The organism is Nocardia otitidiscaviarum (assembly GCF_007362295.1).
Lineage (GTDB): Bacteria > Actinomycetota > Actinomycetes > Mycobacteriales > Mycobacteriaceae > Nocardia > Nocardia otitidiscaviarum.
Genome location: NZ_CP041695.1, coordinates 2,590,219 through 2,605,600, shown reverse-complemented (window position 1 = coordinate 2,605,600; position 15,382 = coordinate 2,590,219). Strand labels below are relative to the sequence as shown.

Annotated in this window: 14 protein-coding genes; 6 read left to right on the top strand and 8 right to left on the bottom strand. The window is 68.6% G+C overall.

What is annotated here, in order from left to right:
• Window positions 1–44: 44 nt before the first annotated feature.
• The 3 genes from FOH10_RS11380 to FOH10_RS11370 all read left to right on the top strand — a co-directional run bounded on the left by FOH10_RS11380 (window position 45) and on the right by FOH10_RS11370 (window position 3,639).
• Entirely contained in the window at window positions 45–1,670 is a 1,626-nt protein-coding gene (locus FOH10_RS11380; RefSeq protein WP_143980683.1) for an HNH endonuclease signature motif containing protein, read from the top strand.
• A 350-nt stretch (window positions 1,671–2,020) separates the two neighbouring features.
• Window positions 2,021–2,761, top strand: a complete 741-nt coding sequence (locus tag FOH10_RS11375) for an SDR family NAD(P)-dependent oxidoreductase (protein ID WP_039814019.1) — start codon at window positions 2,021–2,023, stop codon at window positions 2,759–2,761.
• A gap of 14 nt (window positions 2,762–2,775) precedes the next feature.
• Window positions 2,776–3,639, top strand: a complete 864-nt coding sequence (locus FOH10_RS11370; RefSeq protein WP_186000796.1) for an amidohydrolase family protein — start codon at window positions 2,776–2,778, stop codon at window positions 3,637–3,639.
• On the opposite strand, the gene FOH10_RS11365 is transcribed toward FOH10_RS11370, so the two are convergent.
• Window positions 3,624–4,184 carry a Uma2 family endonuclease gene (locus tag FOH10_RS11365; RefSeq protein WP_186000795.1) on the bottom strand — a complete coding sequence of 187 codons (561 nt, stop codon included), beginning with the start codon at window positions 4,182–4,184 and terminating at the stop codon, window positions 3,624–3,626. The genes FOH10_RS11370 and FOH10_RS11365 overlap by 16 nt on opposite strands.
• A gap of 371 nt (window positions 4,185–4,555) precedes the next feature.
• On the opposite strand from FOH10_RS11365, the gene FOH10_RS11360 reads away from it, so the two are divergent.
• Window positions 4,556–6,568 carry an SDR family oxidoreductase gene (locus tag FOH10_RS11360; RefSeq protein WP_143980680.1) on the top strand — a complete coding sequence of 671 codons (2,013 nt, stop codon included), beginning with the start codon at window positions 4,556–4,558 and terminating at the stop codon, window positions 6,566–6,568.
• A 104-nt stretch (window positions 6,569–6,672) separates the two neighbouring features.
• On the opposite strand, the gene FOH10_RS11355 is transcribed toward FOH10_RS11360, so the two are convergent.
• Window positions 6,673–7,326 (bottom strand): cutinase family protein, encoded by a 654-nt coding sequence (locus tag FOH10_RS11355; RefSeq protein WP_143980679.1) that lies wholly within the window; start codon window positions 7,324–7,326, stop codon window positions 6,673–6,675.
• Between the two features lie 269 nt (window positions 7,327–7,595).
• Between FOH10_RS11355 and FOH10_RS11350 the strand changes: the two genes are divergently transcribed.
• Window positions 7,596–8,999 (top strand): WS/DGAT/MGAT family O-acyltransferase, encoded by a 1,404-nt coding sequence (locus FOH10_RS11350; RefSeq protein ID WP_143980678.1) that lies wholly within the window; start codon window positions 7,596–7,598, stop codon window positions 8,997–8,999.
• Between the two features lie 13 nt (window positions 9,000–9,012).
• On the opposite strand, the gene FOH10_RS11345 is transcribed toward FOH10_RS11350, so the two are convergent.
• The 3 genes from FOH10_RS11345 to FOH10_RS11335 all read right to left on the bottom strand — a co-directional run bounded on the left by FOH10_RS11345 (window position 9,013) and on the right by FOH10_RS11335 (window position 12,095).
• A complete protein-coding gene (locus FOH10_RS11345) occupies window positions 9,013–9,951 on the bottom strand; it encodes an alpha/beta fold hydrolase (RefSeq protein ID WP_143980677.1) in 939 nt (312 codons plus the stop codon).
• Between the two features lie 85 nt (window positions 9,952–10,036).
• Window positions 10,037–10,939, bottom strand: a complete 903-nt coding sequence (locus FOH10_RS11340) for an expansin EXLX1 family cellulose-binding protein (RefSeq protein WP_143980676.1) — start codon at window positions 10,937–10,939, stop codon at window positions 10,037–10,039.
• Window positions 10,940–11,096: 157 nt separating this feature from the next.
• The gene (locus tag FOH10_RS11335; protein ID WP_039814092.1) at window positions 11,097–12,095 is read right to left on the bottom strand and encodes a zinc-binding alcohol dehydrogenase family protein; all 999 of its coding nucleotides are present in this window, start codon (window positions 12,093–12,095) and stop codon (window positions 11,097–11,099) included.
• 168 nt (window positions 12,096–12,263) lie between these two features.
• Between FOH10_RS11335 and FOH10_RS11330 the strand changes: the two genes are divergently transcribed.
• Complete coding sequence (locus FOH10_RS11330) at window positions 12,264–13,256, top strand: TIGR03557 family F420-dependent LLM class oxidoreductase (protein WP_143980675.1); 993 nt, start codon at window positions 12,264–12,266, stop codon at window positions 13,254–13,256.
• A 24-nt stretch (window positions 13,257–13,280) separates the two neighbouring features.
• Here the strand turns inward: FOH10_RS11330 and FOH10_RS11325 are convergent, their stop codons facing one another.
• The 3 genes from FOH10_RS11325 to FOH10_RS11315 form a co-directional block, all read right to left on the bottom strand.
• Entirely contained in the window at window positions 13,281–14,096 is an 816-nt protein-coding gene (locus FOH10_RS11325) for a TetR/AcrR family transcriptional regulator (protein WP_143980674.1), read from the bottom strand.
• Window positions 14,093–14,623 carry a TetR/AcrR family transcriptional regulator gene (locus FOH10_RS11320; protein WP_143980673.1) on the bottom strand — a complete coding sequence of 177 codons (531 nt, stop codon included), beginning with the start codon at window positions 14,621–14,623 and terminating at the stop codon, window positions 14,093–14,095. Before FOH10_RS11320 ends, FOH10_RS11325 begins: the two co-directional genes overlap by 4 nt.
• A gap of 110 nt (window positions 14,624–14,733) precedes the next feature.
• Window positions 14,734–15,369, bottom strand: a complete 636-nt coding sequence (locus tag FOH10_RS11315) for a hypothetical protein (protein WP_143980672.1) — start codon at window positions 15,367–15,369, stop codon at window positions 14,734–14,736.
• Between the last annotated feature and the right edge of the window lie 13 nt (window positions 15,370–15,382).

The following is a 15,382-nucleotide window of genomic DNA, read 5'->3' as shown; positions in this document are numbered from 1 at the left end:
TATTTACCCTTCTGCCACAATAGAATTCGCGGTAGAATAAATGCATGATTCCGGAGGGGGAAACGCGAGGCGGTGATACCGCAGCCGGTCTGTCGGCCGCGATGGACACCCTGCTCGCGACCGATCTCACCGGACTGTCCGACACCGCTCTCGTGGACGTCATGCGGGAAGTGGAATCGGTGCGGTGTCGGATGGCGGCACTGTCGCACCGCATGATCGCCGAAGTCGAATCCCGGCATCTGTGGGAACGCGCCGGAGCCAAGGGCATGCGCGGCTATCTGATCGATGTGTTGCGGCTGTCGGCCGCCGAGGCCGGGGCGCGTGTGCGGGCGTCGGTCCCGTTGCGGCCGCGTGCGTTCTGCGGGGAACCCGGACCGGCGTTGTTGCCGACCACCGCGACCTTGCAGGCCGAGGGCGCGATCTCACCCGAGCACGCGCGGGTGATCATGCGGGTGATGGACCGTATCCCGGCGGCGGTGCCCGCCGAGACGCAGGCCGAGGCCGAGCAGCAGCTCGCGCACGCGGCGGTGCAGATGCCGCCGGAGTATGTGAGCAAGGTCGGTCACGTGCTGTTGTCGTGCCTGGATCCCGATGGGGTTCTCACCAATGACGACGACCGGGCGCGGCGCCGCGAGCTCTGGGTCGGCAAGCAGCGTGTGGACGGTATGAGCGAGATCAAGGGCGTGCTGGATCCGCAGTTGCGGGCGTTGTTGGATGTGGTGTTGGCGAAGTGGGCGCGGCCGGGCATGTGCAATCCCGAGGACCCCGACAGCCCCCGCATGGGGCCGGGCGCGGTCGATCAGGACACCGTGGAGGCGGCGGCGCGGCGGGATCGGCGTAGCGCCGGGCAGCGGAACCACGACGCGCTCAAAGCCTTCCTGGCCGCCGGGGGTGGTCCGGAGCACCTGGGGAGTCATCGGGGTGTGCCGGTGTCGGTGGTGTTGACGATGAGTGTGACCGACTTGCAGGCCGGAACCGGGTACGCGCACACCGCATCGGGATCGGTGATGTCGATCCCCGACGCGTTGCGGATGGCCGAGGGCACGTATCCGTTGTTGATGCTGTTCGACGGCAAAGGACTGCCGTTGCATCTGGGTCGGGGGAAGTATCGGTTGGCGTCGCCGTGGCAGCGGTTGGCGTGTATCGCCGCCGACCGCGGCTGCACCCGCCCCGGGTGTGAGGCTCCCGCGACGATGTGCGCGGTGCACCACATGATCCCGTGGTTGCGGGGTGGTCGTACCGATATCGACAATCTGACGTTGGTGTGCGATCGCTGCCATGCCCAGATCCCCGAAGACGGCGACGACCCGACCGGGTGGGCCACCCTCGGACGCGGCAACAGCAACATCAGCGGCGGTGTCGGTAGCGGCGGCAGCGGCAACCGCAGCAGCGGTGTTGGTAGCGGCCGGTATCCGGGTCGTGTCGTGTGGGCACCCCCGACGCGGATCGATCCGGCGCGGGTTCCCCGGGTGAATCTGCATCATCACCCGGAGCAGTGGCTCACCGATACCCCGACCCGGCACGGTGCCGACCATCTCGACCGACCCGGTCACCGTCACCGCGACCACCGAACAGCCGATCGACGACCCACCGGCCCTCACGACCGGTCGTCGGCAGACCACCGCACCCAACTCCCGGGCCCGACCCGAGGCGATCACTTACGCCAATAACCCGCCACCCACACAAGGCCCATCTCGAGAACGCAACCCCAGCCAGTCCGTGGGCTGGGATGGACGCGCGCGGCACCTGACCCGGCGTCAGCGAAAGCCAGGTAAGGCACCCAACGCCACCACACAAATTTCTCTTCAACCCCACGCAACCAGATCCCAACCCCCGCAACCCATGTCGAATTGCCCCGAATGCTGTATTGATAGTCCCAACCCCTGATCGACAACGCCACCCCGATCAACAACCCACCCCGATCGACAACCCCATCACCGATCGACAGCCCCACCGATAGACCACCCCACCCCCGATAGACAGCCCAACCCAGAACACCCGCGATAGCGAGCCCCCCACCATGGCCGACCCCTTCGACGAAAGCCGAGCCCTGATCACCGGCGGCGCCGGAGATATCGGCCGCGCAGTAGCCCACCGTCTCATAGCCGCCGACTGGGACGTGGTCATAGCCGACCTCGATCTCACCTCCGCCAAACAACTGGCCGAAGACCTCGGCCCCAAAGCCACCGCCGTCCACCTCGACCTGGCCAGCCCCGACAGCATCGCCCGCACCGCGTGGGCCGTGCAGGGCACCGTCTCCGCCGTCATCCACTGCGCGGGCCTGGCCATCGTGGAACCCTTTCTGGTCAGCTCCGTCGACCACTGGGACGCCATGCTCCAGGTCAACCTGCGCGGCCCCATGCTGCTGACCAAACACCTCCTCCCCGGCCTGCTCGAAACCGATTCCGCGCGCGTGGTATTCGTCTCCTCCGACGGCGCCCGCGCCGGAGCCGGTGGCGAAGCCGCCTACGCCGCATCCAAATCCGGTCTCTTCGGCTTCGCGAAATCGCTGGCCCGCGAGGTGGCACGGCATCAGGTCACCGTGAATGTGGTCTGCCCCGGCCCGATCGAGGGCCAGATGGTGTCGCAGACCATGCGTCGGCACCGGGGCAATCTCGCCGCCATCGAGAAGGCAATCCCCATGAAGCGCCTGGGGCGACCGGAGGAGGTCGCCTCCCTCATCGCCTGGTTGGCGAGCCCCGAGGCCAGTTACATCACCGGCCAGCTGATCAGTGTCAGCGGCGGCATCACCATGTCATGAAGGAGTCGCGTTCCATGCCCGCCCAATCCGTCGTCGATGCGCACCTGCACCTGTGGCAGCCCAGCCGCCACGACTGGTATCCGCAGCTGGCCGACTTCGCAGCGCACACCGGAACACCCGCACTGGCCGACGACTTCCTGCTGCCGGAGTACGACCGGGCCGCGGCCGCGACGACCGTGACCGGACTGGTGCACGTCTCCGCCACCACCGACCGCCACGCCTACCTCGACGAGACGCGCTGGATCGACGAGATGGCCGCGACGACCGAGCGGCCGATCGCCATCGTGGGCGCGGTCGACCCCACCCTCGACGGTCCGGACCTGCTGCGCCATCTCGAGCAGCAGGCCCGCAGCCCCCGCCTGCGCGGAATCCGCGTCTTCCAGGGCCTGTCCCCCAACACCCCGGCCGCCGACACCATCGCCTCCTGGTTGCAGGAGCGCGACGCCGTCTTCGATCTGGTCGCCCATCCCGGCGATATGCTCGACTGGATCGACTTCCTCGCCGGGTATCCACGGCTGCGGGTGGTATTGGAACATCTCGGCCTGCCCACCGGCACCGATCAGGCCGCCCGCACCGCCTGGCAGAATGCGCTGTCCCTCGCCGCCAAGGAGACCGGATGGCAGTGCAAGCTGTCCGGACTCGGCATGATCTGCCCGGATTTCCGCTGGCCGACCCTCGAATACTGGTTGGAGACGAGTATTCAGCTCTGGGGCTGGCAGCGGCTCATCTTCGGATCGAATATGCCGATCGACACGATGGCCGGATCGTTCGGGGAACTGCTGGCGGCCGTGGACCGGGCGGTGGCCGCCGATGCCACCGAGCAGGAGGCCGAACTGTTCTACGGCGGCACCGCCGCGGCGACCTACGCGCTCGGCTGAACTGCCAGTTCGGAGACCAGCCGGCTGCCGGTGAGGCGGTATTCGCCCGCTGCCAGTTCGTACATGCTGATGTAGCCGTCGAGGTCGGCGGAGTCGGTGTCGCCGCGAATGATCCAGTAGTGCGGAACGCCGAGCCCCGCGTAGATGCGGAGTTTCTCGATGGCGTCGTGCACCTGGGAGTCCTGGCAGACGGCATCGACCACGGCGTGAATATGCGCGGCGTCGTGGCTGGTGCTGTATTTGAGCGGCAGATGGCCGGGCCGAAAGACGATGCCGTCGGCGAGGAAATTGTTCCGGCCGAGGCTGCCGCGCGCGAATCCGCTGTCGGCGACGTACTGGTTTCCGGCGATTTCGTAGCCGAGTTGCTTCCACAGTTCCAGCACCTGGAAGACGATGCGGTAATACCAGAACGTGACCGGCATATGCGTCAGCTCCAATCGTCCGGATCGCAGCTCCCACGCCCAGCCCCGAGGTACGACGGGCAGGGCTTCGAATTCGGCGCGGGTGCGAATCCCCGTGGACGGCAGGTCGAGCTGTGCGATCACGGCCCCTCCGGGAGACGTGCCAACAGGACTGGAACACCTTAACCTCAGTCAACCGACCAGGACGTTCACCCCGGTCGGCTCCGCGATTCGGTTTGCCAACAAGTAACCAAGTGCATCCGACGGTTACACGAAAATCCTTGTTACACATACCAACTCGATATGCCCCGAGGTGACCATTCCCACAGCGTCGCGACTTGCCGCGTCAACCGAGGTCGCCGTAAAGTTACTCACCAGTTAGGCACGAAGGTGTTCCTACCTCGGCCCGACTTTTGCTAGGGGGCCGATTCAACGTACTCACGTCCGCATCCACCGCCGCATGTCGGACGAACACCGTTGGTTTCCAACAGGTTCGAATCGATAAGGAGGGGGCGATGGTTTCCTACATCGTCACGGGCGGAACGGGTTTTCTCGGGCGACGGGTGCTCGCCGAACTGCTGAGCCGCGACTCGGAGGCCGTGATCCACGCATTGGTGCGGGAGGCGTCGGTCGCCAAGCTGCGCGAGCTGGCCGAGAACTGGGGCGCGCAGGATCGCGTCTTCCCGCTCATCGGCGATCTCACCGCGCCGGGACTGGGCCTCCAGGACGAGGCTCCCCGCGCCGACCACATCATCCACCTGGGCGCGGTCTACGATATGACCGCCGACGAGGCCACGGCCCACGCCGCCAATGTGAACGGCACCCAGGCCGTCGTCGACCTGGCCGTCGAGCTGGACGCGGTGCTGCACCACGTCTCCTCGGTCGCCGTCGCGGGCGACCACCGCGGCAAGTTCTTCGAGGACGATTTCGACCTCGGTCAGAATCTCACCTCGCCCTACCACCGCACCAAGTTCGCGGCCGAGAAGTTGGTGCGCGAATCCGGGGCGCGCTGGCGGGTGTACCGTCCGGCCATCATCGTGGGCGATTCCCGCACCGGCGAGATGGACAAGATCGACGGCCCCTACTACTTCTTCCCGGCCATCGCGAGTCTGGCCGGACTGCCCGCCGACCTGCCGCTGCCGCTGCCCGATCTGGGCGCGACCAATATCGTCCCGGTCGACTACGTCGCGCAGGCGATGGTCCAGCTCATTCGCAAGCCGGGTCTGGCCGGGCGCACCTTCCACCTGGTGAATCCGGAGCCGCAGCCGTTCTCCGACATCTACGCCGCACTGGCCGAGGCCGCCGGTGCGCCCACCGGTATCGGCACGCTGCCGGGCAGCCACAGCGCCCTCGACGCGCTCGGCCACATTCCCGGCGTCACCGCGGTGCGGGACTTCCTGCTGGAGCGCCTCGGGATTCCGGCCGAGGTCGCCCCGCACACCTCCTTCGAATCGGAATTCGTCTCCGATTCCACCCGCGCCCAGCTGCGCGGCCTGGAGGTGCCGTCCTTCGACTCCTACGCTCGCACGCTGTGGGACTACTGGCGCGCCAATCTCGATCCCGATCGCGCCCGCCGCACCGAGGGCACCGCGCTCGACGGCCGCATCGTCCTGATCACCGGGGCCTCCTCGGGTATCGGCCTGGCCACCGCGCACGCGGTCGCCCGCCGCGGCGCGACCGTGCTCATGGTGGCTCGCACCACCGAGGAGCTGGAGGCCGCCGCCGCCCAGGTGCGCGCGGAAAGCGGTGCGGCACAGGCATACACGTGCGACATCACCGACGAGAAGTCGGTGGAGCTGCTGGTGAAGCAGGTGCTCGCCGACCACGACCACGTCGACTACGTGGTCAACAACGCGGGCCGCTCCATCCGCCGCGCGGTGATGAACTCCACCGACCGCATGCACGATTTCGAGCGGACCATGGCGGTGAACTACTTCGGCGCGGTGCGGCTCATCCTGGCGCTGCTGCCCTCCATGCGGGAGCGCCGCTTCGGGCACTTCGTGAACATCTCCTCCATCGCGGTGCAGACCAAGGTGCCACGCTTCGCCGCCTATGTGGCGTCGAAGTCGGCGCTGGACAACTTCAGCGAGATCGCCGCGGTCGAGAACGCCGACGCCGGAATCACCTTCACCTCGGTGCGGATGCCGCTGGTGCGGACCGCCATGATCGCGCCCACCGATCTGTACAAGTCGATTCCGGTGCACAGCCCGGAGCAGGCGGCCGCCATCGTGGTACGCGCCCTCGAGCACCGGCCCGCCCGCATCGACACCCCGATCGGCACCTTCGCGCAGTTCGTCGACACCGTCATGCCGTCGGTGAAGAAGGCCATTCTGCACCAGGGCTTCCGGATGTTCGGGGAGTCCAAGGCCGCCAAGGCGGGGGCCGCCGAGGCCGGGGCCGCGGAGGTGGGCAAGACCGCGCCCACCCGCAGCCCGCTGCTCGCCCTGGCACCCGTCGTGCAGCCGCTCATGGGCCTACCCGGTTCGGCGGCCCGCATCACCAATGTGATTCCGGGACTGCACTGGTGATGCTCGACGAATAAGTCCCGCAACGCGATTCGGCCCCCGGTGGATGTCTCCACCGGGGGCCGATACCGAGGGGAGCCCCTCCCCCGGTCCCGTGCGGCCTCGGCTCACAGCCGACCGGCCGCGAAGTTGGCCGCCGCCACGAAGCTGTGCCCGTAGGACACGTGCGAGGCCGCGTTCATCCCGCCGCCGCAGATGGGATCGCCTCCGGTGCACCAGTTTCCGGTCCGCCAGGCGTATTCGCCCGGTACGCCCGCGCCGACCGCGCGCAGCGGGTCGCCGAACAGCAGCACCGACGAGATCCGCCAGGCGAGGTCACCCGGCAGCTGCACCCTCCCCGGATACCAACTCACATTGCCGGTCCCGAGCGCCGCGTGGATGACCGCCGCGCCCTGGGAATAGCCGGCCAGGATGATGCGCTGTGCCGGGCACACCCCGGCCTGATGGGCCAGGTGTCCCACCAGATCCGCGGTGCCCGCGCCGAGATTGAAGGAGTGGTCGGCCGGATAGGCCACCGGATAGGCGCTCAGCGAGACGGGCAACCGTTGCTGCAGTTGGCCGTAGAGTGGATTGCCCACCACATCGCCCAACCAGCCCGGTTCGCCCGTGCCCCGCACCACCACCACATCGATATCGGCACACCAGGTGGCGTGCGCCCGTGGGGCCTGTAGCGGGTAGAGCACGCTCACCAGCACCAGCAGTGCGGCGAACAGCCAAGCAATACGCCAATTTCCAGGCAGCAACACCTTCCGGCCGCGCATAGTTCTCACCCTTCTCACGCCGTTGTGAGAAGCCCGGTGACTCTTGTCAGTGACAAGTGACACTCACCGGGCTATGAGCTCCAAGGTAGGGAGGGGGAACACGGACGACAACATATTCCACTGTATGGATACCCAGCCGGGACCCAACCGTAGCCATCCGAATCGCGTTATCCAGCAGCTATTTTCAGGCAACGAATCGGCATCGACCGGTCGGCGACGAGCCCGCCGAACCCGGCCCGAAGTAGAACGCGTTTCCATAGTGTGTCGATATGGAAAGACTCACCGGACTCGACGCCAGCTTCCTCTACCTCGAAACCGACAGTCAGCTGCTGCACGTCTGCGCACTGCTCATCCTCGATCCGAACGCCGACGGCGCGGGATACGACTTCGACGAGCTGAAGGCCGAACTGGGCCGTCGCCTGCATCTGGTCCCGGCCATGCGCCGCCGCCTGCACACCGTACCGCTGAATCTGGATCATCCGGTGTGGGTGCGGGATTCGGCCTTCGACCTCGATCACCACCTGCACCGCGTCGAGCTGCCCGCACCGGGCGACGACCGGGCGCTCGCCGACCTGACCGCCGAGATCGCCGGGCGGCCCATGGACCGCGGCCGTCCGCTCTGGGAGATGTGGGTGGTGGAGGGCCTGCCGGACGGCAAGATCGCGATGATCGCCAAATACCACCACGCCATCGTCGACGGCATCACCGGCACCACCATGATGATGCACCTGTGCGATCTGGAACCCGGGATGCGCTATCCGGAACCGGATCCGGCCGAGATCCCCGGGCCCGAGCGCGAACCCCACGATCTGCTGCTGGCCGCCGAGGCCGCGCTGCGGTTCCCGGGGAAACTCGGCATGGTCGGCCTGGTGCCCCGGACGGTGGGCATCCTGGGCGATCTGGTGCGGCGGCGGCGCGAGCAGTCCTCGGGCATGCCACTGCCGTTCACCGCGCCCCGCACCCCATTCAACAGGGCCATCACCGCGCACCGCGCGGTGTCGTTCGTGGCCGCCGACTTCGCCGATATCCGCGAGATCAAGGACGCGTTCGGGGTTAAGGTCAACGATGTGGTGCTCGCCGTGGTCGGCGGCGCATTGCGCGGGTATCTCGAAACCCATGGCGCGCTACCGGACTCCACCCTCATCGCCTCGGTGCCGGTGTCGGTGCACGAGACCTCGCGGCATACGGAGGGCACCAACAAGGTCTCCACCCTGTTCGCCCGCCTGCGCACCGATATCCCCGATCCGGTGGAGCGGCTGCTGCTCATCGCGCAGGACAATCGCAGCGCGAAGGAGGAGCACAATCTCATCGGCGCGGACTTCCTGCAGGACTGGGCGAAATACGCTCCGCCCAACATCTTTCAGCTCGCCGCCCGCGCCTACTCCGCGCTCGAGCTCGCCGAGCACCATCCGGTCGTGCACAACCTGGTGGTGTCCAATGTGCCCGGACCCAGCTTCCCCATGTACTTCCTGGGCCTGCGCATGGACGCCCTGTACCCGTTCGGGCCGGTCTTCCACGGCGCCGGGCTCACCAGCACCGTGCTCACCTGCGACGGCACGATGGACTTCGGCTTCATCGCCTGCCGGGAACTGGTCCCCGACGTACAGCGTCTGGCCGACCTGGTGCCCGAGGTGATCCGCGAACTGCTCAAGGCCGCCCGCGAACGGCATTGAGCCGCAACGCCCCTCAGCGCCGCTCGACGACCGACTCCAGTGCCTCGAGGAATACCGGGACGAAGACGTCCGCCTCGAGTACGCAGGCCGCGTGCCCGGCGGGAGCGAGGAAGATCTCCGCTCCCGGAATCATTTTCGCCATCTCCAGCTGCCGGTAGACCGGCAACGCCCGATCCCGGGTGGTGATCACCACGGCGGTCGGCACCCGCAGCGACGGCAGCCACGGCGAGGAGTCGAAGTGCCCCAGCGTGGCGATCACCTGGGTCAGCGCCCAACCGCTGAGACTGCGCATCTGCCCCATGGCCCACCGGTCCATCCGCCCCACCGGCCAGGTCGCCTCGGGCAGCTCCGGCAGCCGGGTGGCCTTGAGATGCGCTCGCCGCCAGGACAATTCCGAGACACTGGTGGCGAAGGCCGCCATGGCGCGGTGAAAGGCGCGCTCGCGCCACTTCTCCTGGAACCGGTAGGTGGTGGCGGCCAGCACCAGCCCGCCCGCCCGGTCCGGATGCCGGTGCGCGACGAGTTGGGCGGTGATGCCGCCCATGGAGTAGCCCGCCATGATCGGCCGGTCCACGGCCAGGACGTCGGCCAGGGCGACGACGTCATCGGCGACCTCGTCGAGATCGAACGTCTCGGACCGGATGCCGTGCCCGTGCCAGCGCTGGTCGAACAGCACCACCCGGTACCGCTCGTTGAGCTCCTTCAGCGATGGGAACCAGTTCAGCATGGCGGTGGTGGCCGCGCCGTGCAGCAGGAAGACCGTCGCCGCGTCCGGGGTCGGGCCGGGCAGGTCCACCACGTAGGTGCGCCCGCGGCCGGGCAGCTCCACCATCGATCCCGCGGGAACCTCGGTCAACCTGGATATCCGCGAGGACAGCCGCCGGGAGCGCGGGCGCTGCCCGACATCCCCGGACGGATCGCGCTCGGACAGTTCCAGTGTGGGGTCCGTCATCGAAAGCCTCCCGACGCACCGCTCCCCGGCGGTCAAATTGGAACACGTTTCACCATGAATGATGCCACACTCCGGAAACGGATCCTCAGTCGCAGGACCGCGGCCCCGGGACCACGGTGGTGACCAGCGTGGTCACCGGAATGGGTGTCGGCGCGGCGGGCAGCGGCACCGTGGGCAGCTCGTAGAGCGCGATATCGGTATAGCGCACCCGCGCCGGTTCCAGGACGATGCCGGGCACCAGCACATCGTGCCCATAGATATCGGACACCATAGCGGTGAACGGGCCGGGGCCGAGGCCGGAGGCGGACCAGTAGTTGTCGTATCCGCGCCGCAACGGCCGCCAGTCGCCACCGGATTCCGGCCGCAGCGCCACCTGCCGCAGCGGATTGCCGGTATTGGCGAACAGCAATCCCAGCCAGTCCGCCGAGACACCCTGCTGCACCCGGTACGACAGCGGCGGCGGCGGAGTCGGATTGCGCACCTTGCTGATCCGAATCCGCGCGACCCCGGCGGCCGGGTCGGCGACCTGCGCGAAGGCGGCGGCGCTCAGGTCGTACTGATGCGGTGCGCACCCCGGGCAGCGGTCCACGATCTGGGCGCGCACACTGCCGAGCGGACCGTCGATGTCGACGTAGGTGCCACACGCGGCGGAGCTGTCGTACTCCCCCGTGGGCACCCCGATGTAGAAGCCGTCGAGCGGCAGATCCGGGAAGGAGCAGGCCACCCCCTGGGCGAAATGATAGAAGCGCGCCTCCCGCGACTCCTCCGGCAGCCGTTCCTCCAGCGTCGGAAGCTGTTCGGGTGCAATCGGACTCGGTTGCACGATGGGCGGTACGACTTTGACGGTGGTGATCGCCGTGCTGGTCTGGCAGGCGGCGGGCTGAGGGCGCGCGATCCACATGGCCCCCGCGACAACCGTCAATCCCGCCAGCGCCGTCCACAGCCAGGGTCTGCTGCTCCGGACCTCTTCGTGTCCCGTGCGGTGCATGGCCGCTCCCCAACCTCCGAATCAGGTTTGCTGCAATGATGCTGAACACTTTCAGGAAAGCATCAGTGCAGCTGACGCATGACTTGAATCGGAAACTCGGAATGGAAGACTCGGCGTGTCGACGGCGTGTCCGGTGGTATCTCCCCCGCCCGACCGGTCAGGGGACCAGGACCGCCGCGCCGGCGAAGCGCCCGTGCGCCAGATCGGCCAGCGCACGGTCGGCCGCATCGAGCGGATAGGGGTGCACGGAGACCTCGAGCCGGTGATCGGCGGCGAATGCCAGGAATTCGCGGGCGTCGGCGCGGGTATTGGCGGTGACCGAACGGATCTCCCGCTCCTGGAACAGGTGCCGCTGATAGTTCAGCGGCGGGATGTCGGACAGGTGGATCCCGGCGATGGAGAGCACGCCGCCCCGGTCCAAGGCCGCCATGGCCGGGAGTACGAGCTCACCCACCGGAGCAAAAAGGATTGCCGCGTCCAACTTTTCCGGCGGCGGGTCGGCCGCGCCCTGCGCCGAGGCGGCACCGAGTTCCAGGGCCAGTTCCCGCGCCGCCGAATCCCGGGTCATCACATGGATTTCCGCGCCACGCGCCAAGGCGACCTGGGCGGCGAGATGGGCGCTGCCGCCGAAACCGTAGATCCCCAGCCGACCGCCCGGGGGCAGCGCGGCGCGTTCGAGGGCACGGTAGCCGATGATGCCCGCGCACAGCAGCGGCGCGAGCTCCCCGTCGCTGTAGCCCTTCGGCAGCGGATGGGCGAAATCCGCAGGCACCGTAGTGTATTCGGCATAGCCGCCGTCGGCGTCCCAGCCGGTGTAGCGCGAGTTCGGGCAGAGGTTCTCCGCGCCGCGCAGGCAGTACCGGCAGCGACCGCAGGTATGGCGCAGCCAGGCGATGCCGATCCGATCTCCGACCGCGAATTCCCCTGCCCCGCCGCCGGTTCCGACCACCTCCCCCACCACCTCGTGGCCGGGGACGACCCGGGGGCGGTGCACCGGCAGATCACCCTCGGTCACGTGCAGATCGGTCCGGCACACGCCGCAGGCCAGCACCCGCACCAGCAGCTCCCCCGGCCCCGGTGCGGGTACGGCGTCCCGCTCCCACCGCAGCGGTCGACCGTCGATCGGACCGGGCCGCTCGACCCGCCACGCCGCCATGTACCCCGTGCCGCCCATACCGCACCGCCTTCCGCCGCCGTACGCCGACTCCGCCCGTATGCCGAGCTTAGTGCGCGGGCCGATGCCGACGCCCGCGCCCGCTCGGGTTCACCGCGCTCACACCGGGTAGCTCCCCCATATCCCGGTAGCCGACGAAAGGAGAACCCTGTGACTCGCTTCGGATACACCCTCATGACGGAGCAGAGCGGACCGCGCGAACTGGTGCGCTACGCGGTGGCGGCGGAGGAGGTGGGATTCGATTTCGCCGTCATGAGCGACCACTACTTCCCCTGGCTGGCCGAGCAGGGGCACGCGCCGAACGCCTGGACCGTGCTGGGCGCGGTGGCGCAGGCGACGCGGCGGATCCCGCTCATGACCTATGTGACCTGCCCGACCATCCGATACCACCCGGTACTGGTGGCGCAGCAGGCGGCGACGCTGCAGATCCTGGCGGAGGGCCGCTTCACGCTCGGGTTGGGCAGCGGTGAGAATCTGAACGAGCACGTGGTGGGTCAGGGGTGGCCCGCGCTGGCGGAGCGGCACGACCGGCTGCGGGAGGCGATGCAGATCATTCGGGAACTGCACACCGGCCGCACGGTCGAGCGGCAGGGCCGCTGGTACCAGGTGGATTCTGCCAAGATCTGGGACCTGCCGGAGCAGCCGGTCCCGATCGCCGTGGCGGTGTCGGGATCGCGCTCGGTGGACCGCTTCGCGCCGTTGGCCGACGAGATGGTGACCACCAGCCCGGACGCCGATCTGGTCGAGCACTGGCATCGCACCCGGGAGCGGGTGCTCGGCGAGGCGGTGCCCGCCCGGGTGACGGGTCAGATACCGATCAGCTGGGATACCGACCGGGAGGCCGCCGTGCGCCGGGCGCACGAGCAGTTCCGCTGGTCGCTGGGCGGTTGGCCGGTGAACAGCAATCTGCCGACGCCGGAAGCGTTCAGCGCCGCCACCGGGACCGTGCGGCCCGAGGATGTGGCCGGGCAGATCCCGTGCGGACCCGACCTGGACGCCATCGTGGCGGCGGTGCGGCCCTATCAGGAGGCTGGATTCACCGATATCGCCCTGGTGCAGATCGGTGACGAGCGCCAGGAGGAGTTCCTCGCCAAGACGGCGGGTCCGCTACTGGAGGCGCTGCGCGCGGCGGATTCGCCGTGAGCCGCGGCACGCGGAGGTCACGGCTCACGGCCCCGCGCTCTCGGCTCCCAGCCCCGCGGTCTCGCCCTCCAGCCCCGCGGTCTTGGCTCCCAGCCCCGCGGTCTCTACCTCCAGCCGCCCGGCTTTCCGCACCGTGGTCTCGACCTCCAGCCCCGTGGTGTGGGCTTCCGGCCCTGCCGCCTCGGCTTCCGGCCCTGCCACCTCGGCTCCCAGCCCTGCCGCCTCGGCTCCCAATGCCGTGGCGAGGAAGTCGGTGAGCTGTGTGCGTACCCGGTCGCGGGTCAGGCCGTGCCGTTCCCCCTGCACCGCGGTCAGCAGCGCCGACATGAGCACCGACACCAGCACCTCACCGCCGACGCGGGTGTCCAGCCGGTCGTCCAGATAGCCGTGGGCGATGCCGTATTCCATCTCCCGCGCCGCGGTGTCGCCGTCGGTCTGCGCATTGCGCATGATCCGGTCGAGCACCCGGTCGTCGATCGAACTCGCTTCCAGCAGGAGGAAGTTCACCAGCCCGGGTTCGCTCGCCACCAGGTCGTAGCAGCGGTCGACGATGCGGCCGTAGCGGGCACGGAATTCGTCGAGGGTGGCGGGCGTCGGCTCGTCACCCATCAGGCGCTCCCGGATCACCGCGAAGCAGTGGTCGATGACCGCGTCCAGGATGTCGCGCTTGTTGGCGAAGTAGTTGTAGAAGGTGCCGTGGCTGACGCCCGCCAGACTCGCGATATCGTCCACGCCGATGGTGCGGTAACCCCGGCTGGTGACCAGCGCGTAGGCCGCGTTCACCAGTTCGGCGCGGCGACGGGCGGAGTGGGCGGCGGGGCCGGGCCGGTCCGCGCTCATCCGTCGACCGCCCGGACCCGCAGCGCCTTCTCCACCATGATCAGCACCATATCCGTGCTCTGCTTGCGCACGCGCGGTGTTCCGGTGCCGAGGAGTTCGCGCACCACATCCGGCAGAATGAGCATGACGATGGTGTGCGAGAGCACGTCGGCGTCGATATCGGGACGCAACCAACCCCCGTCCATGCCGCGCTGGAGCTCCCCGGCCACCCAGGCCGCCACCATCGCCTCCAATCCCAGCAGCCGCCGCGCCAGTTCGGGATCGACGGCACTGGCTTCGACCAGCAGCAGCCGCAGCAGTTCCGGCTCCCGCTCGACGAGGTCGTGCAGCCGGTCCGCGCCCGCCCGCACGCCGTCGATGAGTTCGACGGCGCTGCCCGCCACCCCGATGAAGGTCTGCGGCTGCCATGCCTCCATGAGCTTGTCGACGCCGAAATCGAGGACGTGGTCCAGGATCTCGCGTTTGCTGTGGAAGTAGCGGTACACCGTGCCCTGGGCGATCCCGGCCTGCGCGGCGATCGCGGACACGGTGGTCGCCTCGTATCCCCGGGCGGAGAACACCGCGTAGGCGGCTTCGACTATCTGCCGACGCCGCCGCAGTGGGAGTCCCGACTGCGGCGGTCGGCCGCGGCGCGGAACTATTTCGCGGTCCCGTCCTTGACCACGGTGTCCTTGGGCCCGTAATCGACGACCTGCCAGGTGCCGTCGTACTCGGCGACGGTCACGGTGAGCAGGTTCGGCTTGGTCACCGGCTCGGGCTGCTGCACGTTCTGGGTGCGCTGGGTGGCGAAGACCGTGACCACGAACTGATCGTTGCCGGTGGCCTCCACCGAGGTGCCGAGCACGTTCCCGGTGGCGACCACCTGCGCCTCGGTCATGATGGTGGCGAGCGTGTCGTGCACGTCGTCGTAGCGCTGGGTCAGGCCCGCCGAGGCATCGCGGCGCACCGCGTCGAAGAAGGCGGGCAGCTCCCGGTAGTCGTAGGTCAGCGAGCGCAGGGTGTAGTCGCGGGCCACCTCGGCCGCCCGGGCGCGATCGGCCTGATCGTCGCGCAGGGCGTTCAGGTCCCCGGCGGCGTGCTGCCAGCTCACCCCGAAGGCGACGGCCAGCACGCCGAGGACGGCGGCGGCCACCCCGATCAGGTAGTGCAGGCGGCGGATGCCGTTGGCGGGCAGTGCGGTCGGCGGCTCCGACCGGCTTTCGGCCCGTCGCGCCGCGGCGCCGGTCTTCTCCAGTCGCACCGTCGGTTCGGGGGTCTTGTCGATATCACTCACGGTGTGTCCTCTG